Below are 23217 nucleotides of genomic sequence, written 5' to 3' on the forward strand. Positions count from 1 at the left end.
GTAATTAAAATTGATATTTAAGAGTTACAATAAAATTTCTTCCCATTTCGTTGGAAAAGAAACGAAGTCTGTTCAGATAATCTCTGTAAGACGTATTGAATATATTCCGAACTGAAAAATCAATTCCGAAATTTTTAGACAGATTCACTCCTGTCTGAAGGTTCCAGAGTGAATATCCGCTGGGTGGTGTAGAGATATCCACTTCTTCGTTGTAAGGATTTCCGTCTGAATCGAATAACCTGATTGGAACATTATAAACGGGAAATCTTGTCTGTTTCAGGTAAGTATTGTTACTTACTGTGAAATAGAAATTTTTCCATTCTTTTTTATTGAATTCCAATGAATTATTAAAATTTGGAGGCATCATAAGAATAAGCGGTACATCATGAGTAGTATCCTGCCCGTAAACATAAGATCCGCTTCCTTTATAAGTCAGGTTATCTGTGATCTTAAGCTGCGCATCAATATCTAATCCATACATTTTTGCATTGATCTGCTGATAACTGTATACCACAAAAGCTCCTCCCCACTGGGTATTCTGATATCCTGTAGGAATCTGATTGATAAAATTCTGAGTGAAAAAGAAGTATGGATTTATTGAAATATTCAATCCTTTTAAAACATTTGCTTTTACATCTGCAACCAGATTAAACTGATTTCCTGTTTCACTTTTCATTCTCATATCTCCTCTTTCAATAATGGCTGCAGAATGGTGAAGCCCGTCTGCAAAAAGCTCAGCAATATTCGGAGATCTTGAAACTCTGGCGTAATTGAATTTCAGGTTAAAATATTCGGATGGGTGATAAACAATTCCCCCGTTTACTGAAAAATTATTATATGTTAATGATGGCTTGGTAAGAATTCTATTTTGGTTGATTCTCACTACAAAATCTGAATAATCCGCTGCATAGGTTTTATTCCAATCACTCAGATCATACCATTTTGTCACATCATAATGATCGTAATCGTATCTGCCTCCCAACTCAAGATCCAGTTCAGGTGCTATTTTATATTTTAATACAGAATAAATTCCTGCATAATATCTGTCATAGTTCGGGACAAGACGCCTTGCCTCGGTCTGCGTATTGGAATAGTTGTTTTGATACCCTGCATTAATCCCTGTTTCAAGATTCCATTTTCCTCTTTCTATCAGATGATTTACATTCAGATCATTGGTGATCAGTTCAAGGTCCAGTGCCGGCTTTTTGCTCAGTGCTTCTGTACGTCTGATATCATATTCTTTTCTATGATTGTACTGAAAACTGTAAGTAGCCGTAATTTTTCCAAAATTCTCAAACCTTTTGTAAGCAGAAACTTTAGCAATATGATGTTCGATTTCCTGTTTAGGATTATCAATATCATAACTAAAATCTCTTTGATAAATTGGTTCCGGAGAGGTAAGAGCAGTGCGAAGATCTTCAGAGTTCCCTACGTGAGAGCTTCTAAGAATCCCAACTGTGCTTTTGGTTAGATAATAATCAAATGAAAAACCTTTTTCAAATGTCATTTTCTGCACCCCGAAATTAAATCCTGAGCTCTCAAGTCCTGTATTCATCAAGCCATATTCCGGAGCTTCAAGATCCCCCAGTTTTTTATAGCTTCCGTTGGTTTTGATGGCCCATCCATTCTCCCAGGTTTTTGCAAGCTTTACATTAAGATCGGCACCTCTTCCATTAGAAATTCCAGAAAGGGAAACATTCCCCATAATAGTATCTTTCTTAGGCAAAACCTGAGGTTGTAAAACCACTACACCGCCTACTGCACCACTTCCGTACTTCAGGGCAGATGCTCCTTTGATCACATCAATATGTTCAAAATTATTCACATCCACATTGGGTGCATGCTCTACTCCCCATTCCTGTTCGGCAAGCTTCACCCCATCATTAAGAATGGAAACCCTGCTTCCATACAAGCCATGGATAATTGGTTTAGCAATATTATTTCCCGTCTTAAGCACGTTAACACCAGAAATATTCGTTAGTAAATTTCCTAAGTTTTCGGAAACATTTCTTGAAATCATTGCTTTGTCAATGGTTTTCACCACCAAGCTTCCATTGTTCTTATGACTTCCATGGATGGTCACTGTTTCAATGTCTTTCACATGATGTTCCAGCGTAATAACCAAATGAACATCCTGATCAACTCCTATATTTTCAGTATAATCATTGCAATCAGGATGTTGTGCAATGAGCGTATACTTTCCTGCAGGAATTTTGTCAAAAGAAAATTGACCTTTTTTATTTGTTTTGGCTGTAAAGGTTCCGATTTTAATCACAGCATTTTCCAGCGACGTTTTATCGTGAAAATCCTGAACGGTTCCCTCTACAGTATAAGTTTTTTGTGCACTTGTAAATACTGATCCGCAAAAGATCAGCAGCAGGCAATATATCAATTTCATTGTAAATAGATTGATTGCGTACCTTCAATAAGGTACATTTTTCGTTAAAATTTGTGGAAAGGGTTTGGTTTGATTGTAAATGTCTAATGAGAAGTTAGAGGTTAGAAATTAGTAGTTAGTAATTGAACATTATTTAAATATTAATTACAAACGATCAGTTGTTTTCATAACAACTTTAAACCTTTAAACATCAAATAATTTAAAGCATTCAACATTGAACTTTAAAGTATTAACCTTAAACCCTGTAAAATCTATGAATTATGAAATTGCGGGCGGCCCCCGAAGCTGAAAAGTGAATTTGGTCTGTGACCAGATTTTCTCCTGGATAGCGATCATTTGTCTTACTTCATGGCTGTAATGCTCAAAAGTAAAACTGAATTCTTCAGGAGCTAATGTATGTCCGGTAACCAAAAAGTGGCAGGCCAGACAGTCGCCAGCTTTCTCTTTAGTAACGGCTTTCGTCACCGTATTCTCTGCTTTTTTAAGATGAAAGGCCTTAAAATAGTCTACAGAATCGTGATGGTGAAAGCTTTGAGAAAGCAGCGCAAGGAAATATACTCCAAACAATAGCTTGGAGATAAAACTCTTTAGGTTTCTGCTTTCTTTAAAAATCATGGTTCAAAATTATGAAAATAATTTAATTGTTTCCTTAAAGTTTTATTAAATTACTTAATGACTATGATAATAGGTAGAAATGAAGACGATTCTGTTACAAAAATGCTCCATAACTTTAATCATGAAGCATTTATATTTTGATTAATCAAGCTGGGTTCCAAGATATTCCCACTCCTGTAAGGCTGTATCAAGGTCTTCCTTAGCTTTATTATATTTCTCTAAGGTTTCGTCTGAAGGGTTTTCTTTGGCAAAAGAAGCTTCCATCTCTTCAATTTTTGTTTCAAGCTCGGCAATTCTTTCTTCCACCTTCTTGATTTTATTCTGAATATTCTTCTGTTCTTTACTTACAATACTGGAAGAAGGACTGTTGCTTACCACAGGTTTTTCTTCTACTTTTTTAGGTTCTACCTTTACTTCGCTATGAAGTTTTGCCTTTTCAGCAGAAATTTCTCTGATGGTTTCCTTTTGTCTGTACTCAAGATATTCGTTGATATCTCCCAGGAACTCTTTCATTTTCCCGTCACGGAATTCGTAAATCTTATCACAAAGCCCCTGAAGGAATTCTCTGTCGTGAGAGATCACAATTAAAGTTCCTTCAAAATTCTGCAGCGCCAGCTTGATAATTTCCTTAGACTGGATATCAAGGTGGTTGGTAGGTTCGTCCATGATTAAGGTATTGAAAGGACGAAGTAACAGTTTACAAAGTGCCAGACGGTTTCTTTCTCCTCCGGAAAGCACTTTTGTTTTTTTAGTAACGGCATCTCCCTGGAAAAGGAAAGATCCTAATAAGTCTCTTACTCTTGGTCTTGTCTCTTCCGTTGCCGCATCTTCTGCTTCTTCCAGAACCGTTTTATTAGGCGTTAAAACCTCTTCCTGATTCTGTGCAAAGTATCCGATGTTGACGTTATGGCCCAGATTCCAGGTTCCTGAATAATCTTTAATATCTCCGGCTAAAATTTTAGCCAACGTCGTTTTTCCCTGTCCGTTCTGCCCCAAAAGAGCAATTCTGTCTCCTCGCTGAACGATAAAGTCTACATCATCAAAAATCTGCTTCTGTCCGTAAGCTTTTCCAAGGTTTATTGCCTCGAAAATTACTTTTCCGGGAACCATAGACTGTACGAAACGGATATTGAATTTTGAAACGTCTTCATTATCAACTTCGATACGTTCTATTTTATCTAATTTTTTAATAAGCGACTGCGCAAAAGATGCTTTTGTAGCACTTGCACGGAACTTATTAATATTGTCTTCCATCTGCTTAATCTCCGCATCCTGATTCTTTTTAGCCTGAATCAGTTTTTCGCGGCGGTCTTCTCTCATGACAAGATATTTGGAATAATTGGCTTTGTAGTCATCAACTTTTCTATTGTTGATATCGAAAGTACGGTTGCAAACCGCTGTCATAAACTGCTTATCGTGGCTTACCAGAACAATGGCTCCCGGATAATCTTTCAGGAAGTTCTCCAGCCAGATAATGGATTCCATATCCAGGTGGTTGGTAGGCTCATCGAGAAGCATAATATCATTCTTCTGAAGAAGTAGTTTTGCCAATTCGATCCTCATTCTCCATCCTCCGGAAAATTCATCGGTAATTTTTTGGAAGTCATCTGCTTTAAATCCTAAACCAAATAACACTTTTTCCATGTCACCTTCAAGATTGTAGGCATCATGGTTCATCAAAAGGTCATTCAGCTCGGTCATTTTATTAATCAGATCTGTATAGGAATCACTTTCGTAGTCTGTTCGGACAGTCATCTGGTGATTCACCTCTTCAAGCTCATTTTTCCAGGCATTGATCTGTTCAAAAGCCTGCATTGTTTCAGCCCAAACCGTTCTTCCTTTTACGAAATCAAGATCCTGCTTCAGGAAACCAATGGTAACGCTTCCTTCCGTTACAACTTCTCCTTCGTAGAAATTAATTTCCCCGGAAAGCATTTTCAACAAAGTGGATTTCCCCGCTCCATTTTTACCTACCAGACCTACTTTATCATCCTTTTTAATGGTGAAATTGACATTTTGAAATAAATAATTTCCTGAATGATGTAATCCTAAACTTTGAACCGAAAGCATCTTAATTAATAATTAGTAATGAATAATGAATTTTCGCCGGCAAAAATACGGAAAAAGAAATGAATGGCCCAGAAATAAAAAAAGCAGTCTGTTTTGAACTGCTTTTCTCTTTATAAAGTATGTATTAAACTTAGAAAAAAGGAGACACCATACGATGTCTCCAAACCTAAATTTAAAACTGAGAAGCGTTGGCACTAATTTTTAATTTCTTTTAATGTGATCGTTTCCGGTGTTTTTAAAATGGAACGGACCCAGATGTCATTATTGGGAACACTGGTTCCGTATAAGAAGTCTGCCACAAAACTGTCTTCCGGCAGGTGAAGTTCTACGGAAAGCCTTGTTTGGCTGGCTTGATCAACAGAGGTACTGCTTGATACGTTAAGCCCTTTATTAATCAGCTCAATATTAATTTCCTGCTGAGTCCTGTACCGGAAACTGTCACTGTATAACCCGAAGTTTGCTGAAATATGGATATAATCTGCAAATTTCCCGAAGTCATATATCGGCTTTTTATTAGCAGAAAGGTCTTTTAAATATTCCTTCATTTGGATATAAAAACGAGTGAGCAAAAAATGTTTATTATAGTCTGTTCCAAAATAAGCCTCGTTTTCAGTATTAAAAACTGACAGTACAGCATTCGTTTCATCCATCATTAGTTTTCCATATACTTTTGACAGGTCATTGTATACTTTATCACGGCACACATATGCCTGTGAGAGCCCATTGGCTGTTTCAATTCCGTATCCAGAGAGCAATGCATCCCAGATTTTATTTCCATCCGCATTCATTTTTTCATTTCTGATATCTGAAACGTAGTGGTGCAGATCTTCAACATTGATAAAATCTGTAGAAATATATACAGATTGTGGTCCTTCCAGATATCCGCCTCCGATATCAGCATGATCCCCAGGCACGAAGATTTCTTTCCAGAAAGATGACTTATTTTCTGATTTCTGATCCTGCATTGTTCCCGAGTTTTCAAAAAAACCGGTAAGCGGAAAGAAAAACCGGCTTTCATTGACAGCACATATATGCAAAGCATTTTCTACCTGCAAAGGGATACTCAGATTATAGGTATTAAAAGGTTTGGATTCTACGGTATCAAAAACACCTAAAAATTTTATCCTGCCATTTGTCGGAGCATAATAAGTCAAAAGCTGATGACAGAAAGTTCTGGCCAGCATTCCTCCTCTCCCGAAGCCGTATATATAGAAATGATATTCCCGGGTCTCTTCACGGGCAATATTTTGTACAAAATCTCCGGCTTTATGAAGTTTATCATCGGAAGAGTATCCGCTTCCATAAGGTGGATTTGCGCATGTTGCCATGGCAAAATTATTATCTTCACTGCCTGGTACGGTTCCAATTCCTTCGATATATATTTTTTCATCTCCAACGAATAAACTGTATAATTTATAGATATTGGTAAATGTTCCATAATAGCTTTCATTATTGTTCAGCGGTTTATCCGGTGAAAGAATATTTACCCCATTGTTTCCTGTACCGTCAAAGAAAATCCCGACGGAAATCACGCTGCTGCCATTCATGCTTTACTTTAATTTTTTTTATTACAGTTCTGTTTGTGTTTTTTTAATCAGCATCCCTTCAAGAGACATTTCAAAATAACAGAAGAAAAACAAGGCTAGCTAGAGTGAAAAGTACCAAATAAAAAATTCCGTATTTCTACGGAATCAGATTATATTTTTTCAAGAGCATAAATATTGTTGACAATGGCATAAATGACTATTCCCACTGTGTTTTTGGCTCCTATCTTCTCGAGAATACGCTGCCGGTGGCTTTCTACAGTTCTTGGACTGATAAAAAGTTTTTCGCCTATTTCGTTATTGGTAAATTCCTGGCAGATGAGCTTTACAACGTCTTTCTCTCTTTCGGACAGCTCATCTTCGGTTTCAAAAAGAGACTTTTTCTTGGCAGAACTGTTCATATAGGTAAACAGCATCTGATGGTCTTCAGCAGTGAAGAAAACACCATTTTTATCTACCATGGTGATGGCCTCAATGAATGTTTTTTTATTTGAATTTTTCGGAAGAAATGCTGAAACTCCCAGCTTGACCATATATCCAAGGATAGAGGTTTTATAATGGGATGACAGGATAATGATTTTAAGATCGGGAAACTTTTCCTTCAGAATTTCTACCAGTTCAAAACCGTTCATGGGTTTCATCTGAACATCTACCAAGGCGATATCAGGAAATTCGTCTGTTGCAAGTTTTCCGAGGTCTTCTATAAAATCGGGGCCGTTATCAGCGGTAAGGCATACCGATATATTTTTTTCATTGGACAGCAGCATTTTTACTCCTTCGAGGATCAGCTGTTCATCATCAATCAGTGCTACTTTGATTTGGGAACTCATGATATTTTGGAATTTTTATGATTAAACGACTTCCTTTGTTTGAAAAAGTTTTTTTCCATTTGTGTGCGGCATTCATTGACTTGATACGGGATTCAATATTTTTGATTCCCATTCCCTTTTTTACTTCTTCATATTCAAATCCCTGTCCGTTATCCGAAATCACCACTGCCATATTTTCGGGATAGTCTTTTATATAAATCCAGAGATCCGTAGCATCGGAATGCCTGATCACATTGGTGGTAAACTCCTGAATGATCCTGTACAGCTGTACTTCCACGAAAAGATCTTTCTTTTCATATCCCGGCATCACCTGCAGGGAAATATTAATTTTGTGGGAAAGGTTGGCTATTAATTCTTCAACGTACAGCACCAGTCCTACTGATTCCAGATTTACAGGGTATAAAGAATGTGAAATACTTCTGGCAGCATCAATCAGGGAAGACATCTGGCCGTAAATATTTTTTTTGATCTGCTCATCTCCCTGGGTGTCAAGGTTATTCAGCCATAGGGAAAGAATATTAAGGCGGTTTCCGATATCATCATGAATCATTACTGCGATTCTTTTCCTTTCTTCTTCCTGAGCTTTGATGTTTTCCAGCACCAATTTTTTCTGATGAAGAACTTCCGCCTCATGCTGTACATTTTTCTCCTTAATGATTCTGGCTATAAAAGCCCGGTAAGCCAGCAGAATAAAAGATACTATAACTGTTATGGTAACAATTATAAGGATCAGCAGATTGATATTTAAGGTTACTTCTTTAATCTTAAAAATGTATATAAAAATGAACAGTACAAAATACCCGAAAGAATATTATTGGCACTGAGAATCATATAATAATCGTTTTCCGACAGGTTCGCAATCTGATGCTGGATAATAAAAATAAATACCGAAACGGAATAGTAGAAAAAAATACTGGCATCTACAAGGAGAAAATGGTTCTGTGCAGATGTATTCTTAATCTCCCGGATCAGGGTATAGCCGGAAAGACAGATGATGATGATATTCGAAATCACTTTTGCAATATCAGCATTTGCAGGATAATCAAATCCATATTTAGACAGCATAAAACCTGCTGCGAGCATTCCTGCAAATCCCAGAACAGATTTCGGCCAATCCAGTTTTCTGATAAACAGACCGGTCAGCAGAAAAAACTCTCCTGCGATATATAAAGGATAAAGGAATGACGTATCATTAAGCCTGAAGATATAAGGCAGTGCCAGATTCAGCAGCTCAATACAAAAAAGAAAAGCAATACAATGAAAATACTGCTTTTCTTTATGATTTAATATGCGGTATTTTGCTCCTCCCAACAGTATAACAGACAGAAGCAGCGCATAGTTCAGGAATAAGATTGCCTTATAAAGTTCAGCCATTCCTCAGTTTATCATTTTAGAATTCACATCCAACATCTACATCCGGTATGCGGCAGATAGGAGGACATGGTTTTGCCCAGTCATATGTATTGGAAATTGTATCTACGCCCAGTTCTGCATTCCTAAGATTTTCACGGAAAGAGATAAAAATAAGCGTTACCAGCATTTTCCCATAAATATCATTGTATCGGATACCAAAAGAACAGGTAATACCGGCCAGGCCTTCGTCTGAAAGGCAAAGGTCTGCTATAGGAACATAGAATTTCCTGAAAATTCCGCTGCCTTCATTTTCTCTGCTTTCTTTATAAAACCAGTCCATTCCTTCGTTTCTCCAGCGCTCAATAGCTTCTACGGCTTTGTCCTGCTCAAGAATAGGTGTATTGGATACCGGGAATCCCATATTGGCATTTTTCTCCATGCTTTCAAGATCTTTGGAAAGTACTGCATTTCTAATAACAGTATATTCCTGGATCTCCTGGAGTCTCAGATCTCTGTCAAGTTCAGTAAGGAAACTGTATGGATATTCTTTTACGTCTATTTTTTCCCCGTCATTGTTCATGGGATAAAAAATAAGAATCAATCGGTCCCTGTAAACTCCTACGGCCGCACAAAAGTCTTTATAGTCTTTGAACCCTTTCATCCATTCAAGATGTTCTCGGGAAATAGTAAAAACATAGTTGGTAGGAATAAGCTTTTGAATTCTGGAAAAATCGGAAAAGGAAGCTTTCCATTCATTTGATGCGGCTCTGCATTCTTCTACAGGCAGCATATAGCCTACAATGTTTAATGTTGACATAAGCATAGTTTTTAGTCTTATAAAAGTATATAAACTAAATATGCTACGCAAGTAAGATTTTAATTAATAATTTTTCACAGTAATATGATAACAGCTCTGTTGTTTCTCTTTAATGTAATATATTCTACCGGCATTCTGATAATACTTTAAAACTTTCTCCAGAGCAACTTCCATTTTCGGATTATATTTTAGGACGTTGTTGAATCTGATGTAAGAAATGTCAAAAGAGTTGCCATAATTGTGAGAACTAATTCCCAGTGAGGCGTTAGAGTTTACTCTTCTCAGCCGGCACTGGTCTTCAAGAGTTCTGGTTATGGATGAAACGGTAAATGTACCGCCTTTTGTATCCTTGCTGAACTTCGATGCTATTTTTTCCAGGGTTGTTTTTGCCTTGGATACCATATACGCTCTGCTGTAATCAAGCCTCTGCACCTGGTACCCTTTGCCGGTTTTTTTTATTTTGTGGAACTTCCCGTTATTGATGTATTTCTGTACTGTTTTGGAATCTTTCAGCAGCTTTACCCCAAAACTTTTTGAGGCATCAAGATGAGATTTATAAAGCGGCGTAGGTTCAACCTTCAATACAGTAGTAAGATCATAACAGGGAAAAGCTTTTTTGGCTGCCTGCGAATAATGTAAACTATAAATAAAAGGTACAAAGACCACACAAAAAAACGTTCTCATTCACCATCCTTTTAAATTACAAATGAAGGATAAAACATTTATGTTATATCTTTCAAAACTGACTATCATACTCTATCAATAAATCCCAAACAAACTTTACACCAAATTACAGATTTTGTAATTTTTGTTCGCTCTTTTTTGAAATATTTTTTCAGTTTTTACTTTTTACTTTAAGATTTAAATTCTACATTTGAGATACTTTAAACAATAAACAACATGATAAAAAAACTTTTCGCTGAATTTTTCGGCACATTTTGGCTTGTTTTCGGAGGATGTGGAAGTGCTGTTTTCGCAGCCGGTGTTCCAGATATTGGCATCGGACTTTTAGGAGTTGCTTTAGCCTTCGGTCTTACGGTTCTTACAATGGCTTACGCCGTAGGACATATCTCAGGAGGGCACTTTAATCCGGCAGTTTCTTTCGGGCTTCTGGCGGGAGGAAGATTTCCTGCAAAAGACCTTATTCCTTATATTGTAGCACAGTGTCTGGGAGCAATTGTAGCAGCAGGATGTCTGTATACGATTCTAAACGGCGCCGGCGCAGTAGAATTCTCAAAACCCGGGGATTTTGCCACGAACTTTTATGGAGAAGCCGTTTATAATGGTAAAGCATTCAGTATGGGAGCCGCATTTCTTGCTGAGTTTTTATTAACTGCTTTTTTCCTTATTGTGATTATGGGAGCTACGGACAAATGGGCTAACGGTAAGTTTGCCGGCCTTGCAATAGGTCTTGCCCTTACTTTGATCCACCTGATCTCTATTCCGATTACAAATACTTCCGTAAACCCTGCGAGATCTCTTTCGCAAGCGGTATTCGTGGGAGGAACAGCGATGTCGCAACTGTGGCTGTTCTGGGTAGCTCCAATTTTAGGAGGAGTTGTAGGAGGATTAATCTACAAGTTTTTACTTCAGAGAGATACTGCTGAAATTGCAGAATAATTTTAACATAACCCTCATTATAAAATCCTGTCAGGCGGCAGGATTTTTTTTATTTTTTGGTTCTTGATTTTTTGTAAACGCAAAGATTTTATAAGAGAAACTTTTTATTTAAGGGAGCAAAGTGGTTACGACTACGTCGTTGATGAAGTGATAGGTTTTACAACCGCTTAATAAAAATCAATGAAATTGATTCCTTCTTTGCATCCTTAAGACATATCAAATAAGAAATTAAACTTTTGCGTTAATAAAGAATTTTTTGATCTTATTTCGGTTTTTTGATGTCAAAAGGATTTTTGAAAATCAGTTCTTCATGTTTTCCTTTGATTTCCATTTTACGCTGAAGAAGATTGAGAGCCATTTTCCTGATAAAAAAATCTTTATCATTGAGCTTCCAGTAAGAATCTTCATGAAGTCTTTTCGGCTGACGGATCAGATAAAACTCGGTTTCCCAGGTGTCTACATTATGATAAAACTCGATGATTCCACAATGTTCGGGAATAAGTACGGCATCTACCATTCCCATTGGAATCAGGAAACTGAAAGAATTACACATATAATCTCCACATGAAATTTTATCGTGTTTCAGAAATTTTTCTCCCGTATCTTTATTGAGGTATGCTTTTTTAAAATCATTTTTAAAATCACTTTTAGAAAGCTTAATCTCAATTTCATGACTTCCACCTGCTGCATCAATGATCAGAATATCCGCTTCCCAATCGGCCTGGAAATAATTAGTCAGTACGATTTCTTTTTCAAAATCGCAGTGCGAATGGATGTAGGCGTGTATAAGTTCTTCTATTTTGATCATTGATTATAACCGTAAAAAGTATTAATAATAATGCGTTTCCTTAATAGTAAATATTGTAAACGCAATGTTCGCAAAGTTTTTATTTACTACTGTTAAATGTTCGCAATGACGCTTCACTCAGCAAAAGTTACAGACTATCTTTCTTTATTTATTACAATTATATAAAAATTGATAAGTGAAGCGAATTGACCGTTCACCATTAATCTTAGACGTTTTCTAACTTACCAACAGGCTACAACCTCTGATATCTGAATGATCTATTCTTCCCAATACCTGAAATTTATCTCCGGCTATTTTCCCCAGATCCTGGGTCGCAATAAATGAGCAGGAATGGATGTTGGCCAGGTCAATAATATTAATAGCACCCGTTCGGCCTTCTTTTTCGTAAGCCAGAGGATCTTCTGCATTCCGTACCATGATTTTCATCCAGTTCGGGCATTCATATTCGTTATTTCCGAGGGAATAAGCCTGTGAAAGCAGCTCCGTCATGGAATATTCTGAATAGATCTTATCTGTTTTAAGACCATCCTGTAAGATTTTCAGCAGTTCATCTTTGGTCATTTCTTCTTTTCTGCCTTTCATTCCTCCGGTTTCGATTACTATTAAATTTTCAGGAAAATTCAGAGATTCTTCACTGTGCTCAGAATAGCAGTAATCCAGAAAATCCAATAAGGCAAAGGAAACTCCGAAAAGAATAACTTTTTTATTCTGCAGCTGGCTCAGAAGATCAAATAGTTCAGAATGGTTATAAAGAAAATATCCGTTTTCCGGCTTGGCAGATTTTTTCATCAGATAGTCTACCATATGGATCAGTGATGAATTTTGTCTCTCAAGATAACTTGGAAGCAGGCCCAGAAAAATAAAATCTTCCGGCTTTCCTATAAATTGCTCAAAGCTTTTATAAATGCTTTCTTCGTAGAGTTCAGTATCTGCGATGAAGTGTTTTGAAAGATTCATCTGAGTGGTTCCTGAACTTTGAAAAAACAAATCTGTAGTCCTGTTTTTATCCAGAATCTGATGGTTTTTAAACATTTCTATCGGCAGAAAAGGGATTTTCGCCAAATGATCTACCTCATGGGGATTAACATTCAGAAAGTCAACGAATTTCCTGTATATTTCAACATTTTCATATTGATAACGAAATGTCTTCAGTGAGGCATTCAGGAAATCCTGTTCAGTCTGTATGTTGAATATATTTTTCAAGTCCATATTTTTTGAGTTTCTTAATTCCTCACTACAAGGCACTTATAGAAATAAAATATTGTTATTTAATATTTTTTTAATGTATGCAGGCTATTTTGGTAGACTTATTGCAATCAGTTATCTGGAATATGGATTAAAAACAAGAGTGGGTTTTCCACCCGCTCGAAAGTTACCTCTTTTTAGGGGTAATTTTTTTTGCTTTATTTTTCAAAAGTCTTTAGTTCAAAATCCTTTTCAAATACTCCGTAGGTAAAATAGGAGATCCAGTCTCCGAGGTTGATATATTTTGCATCGGGTTCCAGATCCAGTACCATAGGCAGATGTCTGTGTCCATAGATAAAATAATCAATTTTCTGCGTTTTCAGCTTTTCTTTGGAATAAATAATCAAAAACTCTTTATCTTCTCCCAGGAATGCTTTGTCCTCCTCTCCTGAGATCATTTTGTTTTTTTGAGAAAGGTATAATGCAATCTTCATCGCAATATCCGGATGAAGCCATTTGAAAAACCATTGGGCCAGCGGATTTGTGAATAATTTTTTCATTCTTTTATATCCTTTGTCACCAGGTCCCAGCCCATCACCATGAGCCAGCAGAAACTGCTTCCCTCCCATTTCAAAATATTGTTTCTGATAAAAAACGGTACACCCGATTTCCTCTTCCAGATAATCTTTCATCCAAAGATCATGGTTTCCGACAAAGAAATAAATATGGATTCCTCTGTCTTTAAGTTCTGCAATTTTCCCAAGCACCCGGACGTATCCTTTGGGGATGACATGCTTCCACTCATGCCAGAAGTCAAAAAGGTCACCCATTAAAAACAAAACCTGCGCATCTTCCTTGATCTCATCCATCCAGCGTATAAATTTCTCCTCACGCACCTTACTCTCCTTGGGAGTAGGAGCTCCAAAATGCTGATCCGAAGCGAAATATATTTTTTTTCCAGGTTCTAAGTTAATTATCGTTTTTAACACCTTCTGAGTTTTGTGGGGTAAAATTATTGATTATCTTCAGCAAACCATTCTCCATAAGAGTTTTCTGTCTCATGAAGTTTAAGATAGGCTAAAGAGATTCCTTCAGGAAGTCTAGATTTGATTTTTGCGGCGATGGCATACAACATGTTTTCACAGGTCGGCTGGAAGCTGCAATAAATTACTTTATGCCCTTTCTGCTCAAGGTCATCTCCTAATTCTCTGTGTGGAGACAGTGCATTGACAAGAACCGCATGGTCCCATACGTCCACGATCTCAGATTTTACGATACTTTTGATATCTCCGAAATCTACCACCATTCCATTTTTAGGATTTTCAATATCATTAATCGGTTTTCCTTTCACTGTTACAAACAGCTTATAGGAATGTCCATGCATATTTTTACACTTCCCGTCGTAGTTGTAAAGCACGTGGGCCGTTTCGAATGTAAAAATTTTTGTAATACGTATCATACTGCAAAGATATGACAAAACAGCTTAACACAGAAAGAGACTGTTTCTATTACAGTGATTTTACAGTTTCTTTTTTAATCAATTTTGAATGTTAAATTATGATCTCCGGATCCATCAACATTGAGCGCATGGTAAGGTACAGAAAGCCAGCCGTTTTTATTCATGACAAATTTGAATTGATACGTTTTTCCTTTTTCAAACTGAGATTTTGGGAATACCAATTCAAAAGTATTATTATTTTTCCGATTCATATAATATGCCTGATCGTCGGGATTCCAATCATTAAATGAGCCTGTAACTGAAATACTCCTGATATATTCTGTATTTTGCTTGTCCGGAAACCGGTAAGAAAAATAACATTGCCCTTTTCAGTCCGATAGCCATAGATTTCTTTTTTAAAGTCCTACGGCCATTCCGGGTATCTCATTGATTTGAATGACCTTTTTTATATAGCTATCAATCGCTTTTGATTGTTCTGCAGTATGACTGTAACCTGTACAGAAAAAGCTTAAAAATAATATGGATGAAATGGATGATTTCATGGTTAATGTTTCTCTGTTAAAACAGCTGTGGATTCTGTTATATTACATTTAGGAAAGAATTATCTGGTATTTTCGGGTTTTAAATGACAATTATTTTTTCTTTCAATCTATTTCAGGAGACTATCTTATTGTTTTTTCAAATTTATGAATGACTTTGTAGTCCTTATTTTTAATAACAATATCATAATTTCCTTTATCCAGAATTAAAAAACGATTGTCTTTGGAAGTATTGAGTTCAATAATATCGGCGGGAATTCCTTTTTGATCAAACTCTCCTTTTCTGTAAGCCAAAACCAAAACAGGATAGATTGAAACTTTAGAAGCCGGAATTTTATACAACTTCCGGTTTTCCTTCAGCATCCAATCGGGTCTGCCCTTGATGTATTTTGTAATAGGATGAATGATTTTAATATCGGTATACAAATCCTTGTCTTCCCCATTGTATATTCTCTGATTTTCATCTTGTAAAACAACAGGAGCAGTATTGTTTACCAATCTTAAGAGCGGTTCATTATACTTCGGATTGCTTTTTTCCGAAAACTGGGTCTGATCAATGGTAAACGGATTGATACCTGTTAAATCTGAAAGCCTTCCCGCCATCGTTTTCTCCCATGATTTGTGAATTCCTTCATAAGCGTGCTGATAACCGCAATAGATGAGATATTTGCCATCTTTATTATTCTGCATAAAATCAAAGATGTTCTTTGCTTCACCAATTTCTCTTTCTTTATTATTTCCTTCGGCTTCGTATGGAAAAAGCCTGAATCCAATCTTCAGGGCATTGTAGATAAAGTTTCCAAATTCCGGTTCTTTGGAGTAGTACCCACTGCTGAGGGTCGCAAACTTTCCTATATGTAAAGAATCACTCGCTAATGTCTCTATTCCTAAATACCTGTACCCTCTGTCATACAACCCCTGAAGTAAAGAAGAAGCAAAAGTTCTGTGGCTGGCGTTGTGATGGGCCTCATTAATGATCATAATCTGCTCATTCGCTGCTTTTTTTAAAATATAATCTTTTGCCTTGACAGGGATTAATTTTGTAAATTTTAGGCTATCCGCTGTGCTCAACTTTTTTACCCGTCCAAAAGTTACATCCCAACTTTCTAATGCAGGCTGGTATTGTCCGCTTATTGAATAATATGTTGCTTCCATCTGGCTTTTCCAGGATTGACTTTGAGCAGGGTCTTCCACCTTTTTTTTAATATCATCGGTAAACCAGTATGGATTTTCCTGACCAAAACCTGCCAAGCTCAACAACAGTAAGGCCAGTGAATAAAAGAGTTTCATGTGTATTTAGTTTTTGATTAATGTCAGACAGTTAAAAGAACTTCTCCAGCCAGTCGCTTTCCAGACGCTTGATCTTTTTGGTTTCAGGATCAAAGAGAATCCAAAGTGTGCTGGAGTCTACCACAAGTTCATCATGGCAATAAAATTCAACTTTTCTTGGCTGTTTGGCTCCTTCAGGTGCCATGGGATAGGTTCTCACGGTGATTATATCATTCAGGTACACCTGCTTTTTATACTGGATGTGGTGGTCCAGAAGCATCCAGACATCGTTTACATATTCGGTTTGATGTTTTAAAAGATCCCAGTGCTCAGCTGCCACTTCTTCCACCCAATGCACATACTGCACATTATTCACATGATTATTTTGATCAATATGATTTTCCGTTACTTTTATCTGTTTTTCGTACATTAAATTCATTCTCCTGAAAGTTTATTCAAATTTATCATTTTAAAACAGAATTACCTTATTGATAGCGTTTACTTTTTGCACATAAAAAAACGGAATCAGCCGTTCTGATCCCGTTACAATATTCAGTATATTGAAATTTTTATTTAGATTTCCCGGCTGGTTTGGCAGTAGTTGCCGAAGCTCCCAGTTTACTTTTCACAAGGGCAGTAATATCTTCACTACCGTCGTTGTAAACAAGATTATTCGATTCCTGAGATGCTATATCAAAAACATAATTGATAGCTCTTTCTTTGGCAGCAGCAGAAATAGCGGCTTTTACTTTTTGCTGCAGCGGAGTAAACAATTCATTTTGTTTTGCGGAAATATCTTTAGCAGCCTGTGCTCTTGATTCTTCTATTTTTTTACCAAGACCCTGTAATTCAGTTTGGGCAGCGATCAGTTCTTTGGTTACCGCTTCTTTGTTAGATTCATTAAGCGTCTTCTCCTTATCCTGTGCTGTTTTCAGCTTTGTCTGATAATCACCGATTAATTTTTCAATTTCAGTCTGTTTGGCTTTTGTCAGGTTATCCACAGTTGCACTTATTGTTTTTACTTCAGGTAAACTTGCAAAAATGTCATCAGTATTCACGCTTCCAATCTTCTGTTGGGCTTTTGCAGCATTTGCAGTAAGTGTTAATCCTAATGTAATAAAAAGTACTTTGATTAAATTCATTTTTAATAATTTTTTCGTCCTCAAATATAATTCAAATTTTCATTTATTCATCAACGGATATTTTGCTTTATCATTTCACAAATTGAATGAAATTTACAATTGAACCCAATCATCATAAACACAGAAAAACCTTCCCGGATTAAGAGAAGGTTTAACATCAAAAAATATGGGGAAAATGATTAATGGAATTGTGCGGTTTCTGTAGAATCCTTCATAGCTACAGTGGCTGAAGAGCCGCTTGTAACAATATTCTGTATTTCGTCAAAATATCCTGTTCCTACAAAAGACTGATGTTTTACCGCTCTGAATCCTTTCTGCTGTAATGCAAACTCACGTTCCTGAAGTTCTGAATAGCCTGCCATTCCTCTTTCTTTATATGCCAAAGCCAGTTCAAACATCGCTGTATTCAATGCATGGAATCCTGCCAGTGTAATAAACTGGAATTTATAGCCCATTTTAGCCAGCTCCTCACGGAAGGTAGACATTTCCTCCACACTCAGTCTTGCGGCCCAGTTGAATGAAGGAGAACAGTTATAGGCAAGCATTTTTCCTGGAAATTTTGCATGAATTCCTTCTGCAAATCTTCTGGCCTGCTCCAGATCAGGATTGGAGGTTTCCATCCAGATCAGGTCTGCATATGGTGCATAAGATAACCCTCTGTCTATTCCCTGTTCTACTCCGTTTCTTACGACATAAAATCCTTCGGATGTTCTTTCTCCTGTTACGAATTTTTTATCCCTGTCATCAATATCAGATGTCAGCAGATCCGCAGCATCAGCATCTGTTCTTGCAATAATAAGGCTTGGAACGCCCAATACATCGGCAGCCAGACGGGCAGCAACCAATTTATTCACTGCTTCCTGGGTAGGCACCAATACTTTTCCGCCTAAGTGTCCGCATTTTTTTGCGGAGGAAAGCTGGTCTTCAAAATGTACGGCTGCGGCTCCTGCTTCAATCATCTGTTTCATCAGTTCAAAAGCATTCAGATTGCCGCCAAAACCAGCTTCTGCATCGGCAATGATGGGTACCAGATATTCTTTATCACCGGTTCCGCTTACAGACTGTACCTGATCTGCTCTCAATAGGGCATTATTAATTTTCTTTACAACAGAAGGCACTGAATTAGCCGGATATAACGATTGATCCGGATACATTTCCCCTGATAAATTAGCATCTGCGGCTACCTGCCATCCGGAAAGATAAATTGCTTCCAGCCCGGCATCTACTTCCTGTACCGCCTGATTACCGGTCAAAGCACCGAGCCCGGCCACATAATCCTGGCTATTCAATTTATCCCAGAATTTTTTGGACATTTCTGTAGCAATGGTATAATCTATGGTATAAGAACCACGGAGTTTTAAAACTTCTTCTGCTGTATAAGGTCTCTTAATGTCCTTCCAGCGTGGATTTGTCAGCCAATCTTGCTCAATAGCCTGGATTTGTTCTTGTCTTGTTTTCATAATATTTGGATTTTGTTTGATTAGATTTGAGGTGCGGGAAACGAGGTGCGGGGTTTGGAAAATGATCCCCAAACTTTCAGACACTCCTACTCTCCCAGTCTCTAACTAGATAAAAGGATAAGCTTTAAGGGTCAGGAATTCTTCAAAATTCTCACAGAAGATCAGCTCATTGAAAAGTTCTTTGGCAAGGTTGAATTTCCCGTTTTTGAATCGGGTTTCTCCTACATACTTTTCAATATTGTCCATTTCTTCATTTTCCCACTGCAGCACCATACTTCGGGTTAAAGTTCTGTCATCGCTTAAAACAGCTTCATTTTTCAGCCATTGCCATATCTGTGTTCTTGATATCTCAGCAGTAGCGGCGTCTTCCATCAGATTGTAGATGGCAGCAGCACCGGTTCCCATCAGCCAGCTTTCAAGGTAAAGAATTCCTACATTGATATTTTTCCGGACTCCTTTTTCTGTGATATCTCCTTTGGGAATTTCCAGCAGATCGCTTTCTGTGATATGGTATTCAAATTTTTTATCAATCTGGTTTCCGGAAGGCATATATTCGTCAAAAACTTCTTTAGCTACAGCCACCAGTGCAGGATGTGCCACCCAGGTTCCGTCGTGACCGTTCTTCACTTCCCGTTCTTTATCATTTTTCACTTTTTCAAAAGCCTTTTTATTAGCTTCTTCATCATCTTTTACGGGAATCTGTGCAGCCATACCGCCGATAGCATGTACATTTCTTTTATGACAAACCTCGATCACTCTTTTTGAGTAGGCACTCATAAAGGGAGAAGTCATTGTCACCTGATCCCTGTCCGGAACGATAAATTCCGGAATATTTCTGAACTTTTTGATGTACGAGAAAATATAATCCCATCTGCCGCAGTTAAGACCAGCACTGTGTTCTTTTAATTCAAATAGAATTTCATCAATCTGAAATGAGGCCGTAATCGTTTCTACTAAAACAGTAGCCTTAATGGTTCCCTCCGGAATTCCAAGATAGTTTTGTGCAAAGACAAAAACTTCGTTCCACCAACGGGCTTCTTTATAATGTTCCAGTTTCGGAAGGTAAAAATAGGGGCCGCTGCCGTTTTCCAAAAGCTGTTTTGCATTTCTGAAGAAATAAATTCCAAAGTCAGTGAGTGAACCGGAAGCTTTCTCTCCATTGATCTCAATATGCTTCTCCGGAAGATGAAGACCTCGCGGACGAACCAGTAAAACCGAAGTTTTTTCATTAAGCGTATAGGCTTTTCCTTTTTCATTGACAAAATCAACAGTCCGGTTAACAGCATCAGAAAGATTAATCTGTCCCTGAATACAGTTTTCCCATACCGGCGAACTGCTGTCTTCAAAATCAGCCATAAACGTAGAAGCTCCTGAATTCAAAGCATTGATAATCATCTTACGGTCAACCGGTCCGGTAATTTCTACCCTTCTGTCCAGCAGATCTTTGGGTAACGGTGCGCATACCCAGTTTCCATTTCGGATCTCTTCTGTTTCTTTTAAAAATTCAGGAAGGTTTCCGTTATCGAATTGCTGTTGTATTTTTTTTCTTTCTTCTAAAAGCCCAAGTCTTTTATGATTGAAGTTCTGATGAAGGGCAATCAGAAAATCTACCAAATCCGGAGTAAAAACTGCTTTAAACTGCTTCTGTGACTTTATTACTAATTGAGTTTTGGTTTCCATAACGTATTGATTTTGTGATTTGATATTACAAACATAAACAAAAATTTTCACAAACAGCGAACGTTCGCTAATTTTATTTAAAATTTATTATGCGAATAATCGCATCTAATTATTTATATTTGAGTAATGAATTCAGATAGCGACTTTATCAAAACAGTTTTCGGGCTAAAACTGAAACAGCAGCGACAGAAAAAAAACTGGTCTCTGCAGGATCTTGCCGTAAAGACAGGATTATCAAAATCTTATCTTAATGAAATTGAGAATGGAAAAAAATACCCTAAGCATGATAAGATTATTCAGCTTTCTGAAGCGCTGAACTGTACTTTTGATGATTTGGTTTCTACCAAGCTTGATAAAAGCCTTGCTCCATTCAATGAAATCCTGCAATCTGATTTCTTCAAAGAAGTTCCATTGGAACTTTTCGGAATCAACAAAAACAACCTGATCAGTATTATCAGTGATGCTCCTAAAAAAGTTACTGCTTTTATCAATGCCCTGATCGAAATTTCGCAGAATTATAATCTTGGAAAGGAAAGATTTTATTTTGCTGTATTACGGTCATTTCAGGAATTATATGACAATTATTTCCCGGAAATTGAGGAAAAGGTAAACCTGTTCACCCGGGAAAACCAGTTACAAACCGGGAAAAATTTAAAGTCTGATATGCTGGAAAAGATTCTGGCAGAAAAGTTCAGCTATATGATTCAATCTGAAGATTTTGAAAAATATGGGACTCTGGATAATCTTCGTTCTCTTTTTATTCCGGAGAAAAAACTTTTACTGCTGAACCAAAAACTGGAGAAGGACCAGAAAACTTTTATCCTTGCAAAAGAAATCGGGTTCAATGTGCTGGAATTAAAAAACCGACCTCATACTTATTCCTGGCTTGATTTCGGAAGTTTTGAGGAAATATTGAATAATTTTTATGCTTCCTATTTTGCAGGCGCTCTGTTAATTTCAAAAGAACCTGTTATTGAAAAAACTTCAGAATTCTTCCAGCAAAACAAATGGGAACCGAAGAATTTTGAAAGCCTTATCAGCAGCTTCACCCATTCTCCTGAAACATTCTATTACCGGCTGACCAACATTCTTTCGGCTGAAATGGGAATTAAAGACCTGTTTTATTTGTGCCTGGTAAAAAAGAAAAATTCGGATAAGATTCAGATTTTAAAAGAGCTTCATCTTAATCATCAGCAGGCTCCTCATGCCAATGCCACCAACGAACATTACTGCAGAAGATGGATTGCTGTGAAAAATCTTGATCACTTAAAAGAAAATGAAACCCTTACTGATGCTCAGGTTTCTCATTATAAAGATCAGGGAATAAGTTATCTGGTTATTTCCACTTCACAGAAGAATCCTTTTTCCGATGGAAGCAACAGAAGTTATTGCCTCGGCATTTTACTGAATTCCCAAACGATCAAAAAGATAGGCTTTATAAAGTCTCCTTCTTTAAAAACCATCAATGTAGGAGTTACCTGTGAATCCTGCAGTATTCCTGACTGTGAAGTCAGACAGGCACCACCGGTAAGGCTGGAAAAGGAGCATTTTAATATGAGTATGAAGAGCTCTGTGGAGAAGATCAGGAAGAGGTTTGAGAATTAATGAGTGAATAGGGAATCGTCAATTCGCTTCGCTTCTGAATTTTTATAATACAATCCATTCACAAGCAAAACAAAATTCACTATTGACTTTGCTAAGCAAAAACTGACCAATATTTTCATATCTTAGTAAAAACACATTATGATATTAGATGTATTGTTTCCAAACCGGTGCATCCACTGCAACAGAATCATTGATTCTGAGATTCTGGTATGCGATCTTTGCTTTAATCAGGTTCATTTTACCCATTATGATTATTTCGGAAACAATCCGATTAAGGAAAAATGCAGTTTATTCTTTCCGATTGAAAATGCGTTTGCTTTAATACACTTTGAAGAGGAAAGTTTAAGCCGGCAGATTATCCATGATCTGAAGTACAGAAGCAGGGAAAAGACAGGAAAGGTTTTAGCGGAATGGACTACAGAGCGTCTGGATTTTAAAGGCAATAAACCTGATCTTTTGGTCAGTGTGCCGCTTCATCGAAAGAAGCTGAAGGAAAGAGGGTATAATCAGCTTCATTTATTTACTGAAGCTTTATCTGAGTTTTATAATATTCCGTTCGATCATGAATTAGTCAGGAGAAATCATTATTCAAAAGCACAAGCTTTAAAGGACAAGAAACACAGATTGGAAACTGTCAGTACATTCTCAATCACCCGCCCGCTTACGGAAAAACATATTCTTGTGATTGATGATGTTTTCACCACAGGAAATACTGTATCATCGGTGGCATGGGAGATTTTAAATGCAGGGAATAATAAAGTCAGCGTTTTGGTGATGGCTGAAGATGTTTGATCCGGGGTACGAGTTTCTGGGGATATTCTCA

Annotated in this window: 22 protein-coding genes; 3 read left to right on the top strand and 19 right to left on the bottom strand. The window is 37.2% G+C overall.

What is annotated here, in order from left to right; all coding sequences use genetic code 11:
* Window positions 1-4: 4 nt before the first annotated feature.
* The 9 genes from ACP3T3_RS10440 to ACP3T3_RS10480 all read right to left on the bottom strand — a co-directional run bounded on the left by ACP3T3_RS10440 (window position 5) and on the right by ACP3T3_RS10480 (window position 10311).
* Window positions 5-2398 (bottom strand): TonB-dependent receptor, encoded by a 2394-nt coding sequence (locus tag ACP3T3_RS10440; RefSeq protein ID WP_426479802.1) that lies wholly within the window; start codon window positions 2396-2398, stop codon window positions 5-7.
* Between the two features lie 258 nt (window positions 2399-2656).
* Entirely contained in the window at window positions 2657-3013 is a 357-nt protein-coding gene (locus ACP3T3_RS10445) for a hypothetical protein (RefSeq protein ID WP_426479803.1), read from the bottom strand.
* Window positions 3014-3154: 141 nt separating this feature from the next.
* Window positions 3155-5083, bottom strand: coding sequence for an ABC-F family ATP-binding cassette domain-containing protein (locus tag ACP3T3_RS10450; protein ID WP_426479804.1), 1929 nt, complete (start codon window positions 5081-5083; stop codon window positions 3155-3157).
* A 194-nt stretch (window positions 5084-5277) separates the two neighbouring features.
* On the bottom strand, window positions 5278-6630 hold the full coding sequence (locus tag ACP3T3_RS10455) for a T6SS phospholipase effector Tle1-like catalytic domain-containing protein (protein WP_426479805.1): 1353 nt from the start codon (window positions 6628-6630) through the stop codon (window positions 5278-5280).
* 149 nt (window positions 6631-6779) lie between these two features.
* The gene (locus ACP3T3_RS10460; RefSeq protein ID WP_426479806.1) at window positions 6780-7457 is read right to left on the bottom strand and encodes a response regulator; all 678 of its coding nucleotides are present in this window, start codon (window positions 7455-7457) and stop codon (window positions 6780-6782) included.
* The gene (locus tag ACP3T3_RS10465) at window positions 7426-8058 is read right to left on the bottom strand and encodes a sensor histidine kinase (protein ID WP_426479807.1); all 633 of its coding nucleotides are present in this window, start codon (window positions 8056-8058) and stop codon (window positions 7426-7428) included. The genes ACP3T3_RS10460 and ACP3T3_RS10465 overlap by 32 nt, the downstream gene beginning before the upstream one ends.
* Window positions 8059-8207: 149 nt before the next feature.
* Complete coding sequence (locus ACP3T3_RS10470; protein WP_426479808.1) at window positions 8208-8831, bottom strand: hypothetical protein; 624 nt, start codon at window positions 8829-8831, stop codon at window positions 8208-8210.
* 16 nt (window positions 8832-8847) lie between these two features.
* The gene (locus tag ACP3T3_RS10475) at window positions 8848-9627 is read right to left on the bottom strand and encodes a hypothetical protein (RefSeq protein ID WP_426479809.1); all 780 of its coding nucleotides are present in this window, start codon (window positions 9625-9627) and stop codon (window positions 8848-8850) included.
* Between the two features lie 63 nt (window positions 9628-9690).
* Window positions 9691-10311, bottom strand: a complete 621-nt coding sequence (locus ACP3T3_RS10480; protein WP_426479810.1) for a DUF5715 family protein — start codon at window positions 10309-10311, stop codon at window positions 9691-9693.
* Between the two features lie 219 nt (window positions 10312-10530).
* Between ACP3T3_RS10480 and aqpZ the strand changes: the two genes are divergently transcribed.
* Window positions 10531-11247, top strand: a complete 717-nt coding sequence (aqpZ, locus tag ACP3T3_RS10485; RefSeq protein WP_426479966.1) for an aquaporin Z — start codon at window positions 10531-10533, stop codon at window positions 11245-11247.
* Between the two features lie 262 nt (window positions 11248-11509).
* On the opposite strand, the gene ACP3T3_RS10490 is transcribed toward aqpZ, so the two are convergent.
* The 10 genes from ACP3T3_RS10490 to aceB all read right to left on the bottom strand — a co-directional run bounded on the left by ACP3T3_RS10490 (window position 11510) and on the right by aceB (window position 20789).
* The gene (locus ACP3T3_RS10490) at window positions 11510-12055 is read right to left on the bottom strand and encodes a hypothetical protein (protein WP_426479811.1); all 546 of its coding nucleotides are present in this window, start codon (window positions 12053-12055) and stop codon (window positions 11510-11512) included.
* Window positions 12056-12271: 216 nt separating this feature from the next.
* Entirely contained in the window at window positions 12272-13264 is a 993-nt protein-coding gene (locus ACP3T3_RS10495) for an acyl transferase (protein ID WP_426479812.1), read from the bottom strand.
* Window positions 13265-13458: 194 nt separating this feature from the next.
* The gene (locus tag ACP3T3_RS10500) at window positions 13459-14229 is read right to left on the bottom strand and encodes a UDP-2,3-diacylglucosamine diphosphatase (RefSeq protein WP_426479813.1); all 771 of its coding nucleotides are present in this window, start codon (window positions 14227-14229) and stop codon (window positions 13459-13461) included.
* A gap of 23 nt (window positions 14230-14252) precedes the next feature.
* On the bottom strand, window positions 14253-14699 hold the full coding sequence (locus tag ACP3T3_RS10505) for a 6-pyruvoyl trahydropterin synthase family protein (protein WP_426479814.1): 447 nt from the start codon (window positions 14697-14699) through the stop codon (window positions 14253-14255).
* A gap of 74 nt (window positions 14700-14773) precedes the next feature.
* Entirely contained in the window at window positions 14774-14950 is a 177-nt protein-coding gene (locus ACP3T3_RS10510) for a hypothetical protein (protein ID WP_426479815.1), read from the bottom strand.
* A gap of 411 nt (window positions 14951-15361) precedes the next feature.
* The gene (locus ACP3T3_RS10515; protein ID WP_426479816.1) at window positions 15362-16528 is read right to left on the bottom strand and encodes a hypothetical protein; all 1167 of its coding nucleotides are present in this window, start codon (window positions 16526-16528) and stop codon (window positions 15362-15364) included.
* A gap of 31 nt (window positions 16529-16559) precedes the next feature.
* A complete protein-coding gene (locus ACP3T3_RS10520) occupies window positions 16560-16946 on the bottom strand; it encodes an acyl-CoA thioesterase (RefSeq protein WP_426479817.1) in 387 nt (128 codons plus the stop codon).
* A gap of 130 nt (window positions 16947-17076) precedes the next feature.
* Entirely contained in the window at window positions 17077-17649 is a 573-nt protein-coding gene (locus ACP3T3_RS10525) for an OmpH family outer membrane protein (protein ID WP_426479818.1), read from the bottom strand.
* A gap of 179 nt (window positions 17650-17828) precedes the next feature.
* Window positions 17829-19109, bottom strand: coding sequence for an isocitrate lyase (gene aceA, locus ACP3T3_RS10530; RefSeq protein WP_426479819.1), 1281 nt, complete (start codon window positions 19107-19109; stop codon window positions 17829-17831).
* A gap of 105 nt (window positions 19110-19214) precedes the next feature.
* On the bottom strand, window positions 19215-20789 hold the full coding sequence (gene aceB, locus ACP3T3_RS10535) for a malate synthase A (protein WP_426479820.1): 1575 nt from the start codon (window positions 20787-20789) through the stop codon (window positions 19215-19217).
* 126 nt (window positions 20790-20915) lie between these two features.
* On the opposite strand from aceB, the gene ACP3T3_RS10540 reads away from it, so the two are divergent.
* Both ACP3T3_RS10540 and ACP3T3_RS10545 read left to right on the top strand, forming a co-directional pair.
* Window positions 20916-22394 (top strand): helix-turn-helix domain-containing protein, encoded by a 1479-nt coding sequence (locus tag ACP3T3_RS10540; protein ID WP_426479821.1) that lies wholly within the window; start codon window positions 20916-20918, stop codon window positions 22392-22394.
* A gap of 138 nt (window positions 22395-22532) precedes the next feature.
* A complete protein-coding gene (locus ACP3T3_RS10545; RefSeq protein WP_426479822.1) occupies window positions 22533-23186 on the top strand; it encodes a ComF family protein in 654 nt (217 codons plus the stop codon).
* Window positions 23187-23217 lie beyond the last annotated feature (31 nt).

The organism is Chryseobacterium sp. CBSDS_008 (genome assembly GCF_049959325.1).
Classification (GTDB): domain Bacteria; phylum Bacteroidota; class Bacteroidia; order Flavobacteriales; family Weeksellaceae; genus Chryseobacterium.

Coding starts and splice junctions, on each gene's coding strand:
- ACP3T3_RS10440 (WP_426479802.1), bottom strand. CDS start 2,398: ATGAAATTGATATATTGCCTGCTGCTGATCTTTTGCGGATCAGTATTT.
- ACP3T3_RS10445 (WP_426479803.1), bottom strand. CDS start 3,013: ATGATTTTTAAAGAAAGCAGAAACCTAAAGAGTTTTATCTCCAAGCTA.
- ACP3T3_RS10450 (WP_426479804.1), bottom strand. CDS start 5,083: ATGCTTTCGGTTCAAAGTTTAGGATTACATCATTCAGGAAATTATTTA.
- ACP3T3_RS10455 (WP_426479805.1), bottom strand. CDS start 6,630: ATGAATGGCAGCAGCGTGATTTCCGTCGGGATTTTCTTTGACGGTACA.
- ACP3T3_RS10460 (WP_426479806.1), bottom strand. CDS start 7,457: ATGAGTTCCCAAATCAAAGTAGCACTGATTGATGATGAACAGCTGATC.
- ACP3T3_RS10470 (WP_426479808.1), bottom strand. CDS start 8,831: ATGGCTGAACTTTATAAGGCAATCTTATTCCTGAACTATGCGCTGCTT.
- ACP3T3_RS10475 (WP_426479809.1), bottom strand. CDS start 9,627: ATGTCAACATTAAACATTGTAGGCTATATGCTGCCTGTAGAAGAATGC.
- ACP3T3_RS10480 (WP_426479810.1), bottom strand. CDS start 10,311: ATGAGAACGTTTTTTTGTGTGGTCTTTGTACCTTTTATTTATAGTTTA.
- ACP3T3_RS10490 (WP_426479811.1), bottom strand. CDS start 12,055: ATGATCAAAATAGAAGAACTTATACACGCCTACATCCATTCGCACTGC.
- ACP3T3_RS10495 (WP_426479812.1), bottom strand. CDS start 13,264: ATGGACTTGAAAAATATATTCAACATACAGACTGAACAGGATTTCCTG.
- ACP3T3_RS10505 (WP_426479814.1), bottom strand. CDS start 14,699: ATGATACGTATTACAAAAATTTTTACATTCGAAACGGCCCACGTGCTT.
- ACP3T3_RS10510 (WP_426479815.1), bottom strand. CDS start 14,950: ATGAATCGGAAAAATAATAATACTTTTGAATTGGTATTCCCAAAATCT.
- ACP3T3_RS10515 (WP_426479816.1), bottom strand. CDS start 16,528: ATGAAACTCTTTTATTCACTGGCCTTACTGTTGTTGAGCTTGGCAGGT.
- ACP3T3_RS10520 (WP_426479817.1), bottom strand. CDS start 16,946: ATGAATTTAATGTACGAAAAACAGATAAAAGTAACGGAAAATCATATT.
- ACP3T3_RS10525 (WP_426479818.1), bottom strand. CDS start 17,649: ATGAATTTAATCAAAGTACTTTTTATTACATTAGGATTAACACTTACT.
- aceA (WP_426479819.1), bottom strand. CDS start 19,109: ATGAAAACAAGACAAGAACAAATCCAGGCTATTGAGCAAGATTGGCTG.
- aceB (WP_426479820.1), bottom strand. CDS start 20,789: ATGGAAACCAAAACTCAATTAGTAATAAAGTCACAGAAGCAGTTTAAA.
- ACP3T3_RS10540 (WP_426479821.1), top strand. CDS start 20,916: ATGAATTCAGATAGCGACTTTATCAAAACAGTTTTCGGGCTAAAACTG.
- ACP3T3_RS10545 (WP_426479822.1), top strand. CDS start 22,533: ATGATATTAGATGTATTGTTTCCAAACCGGTGCATCCACTGCAACAGA.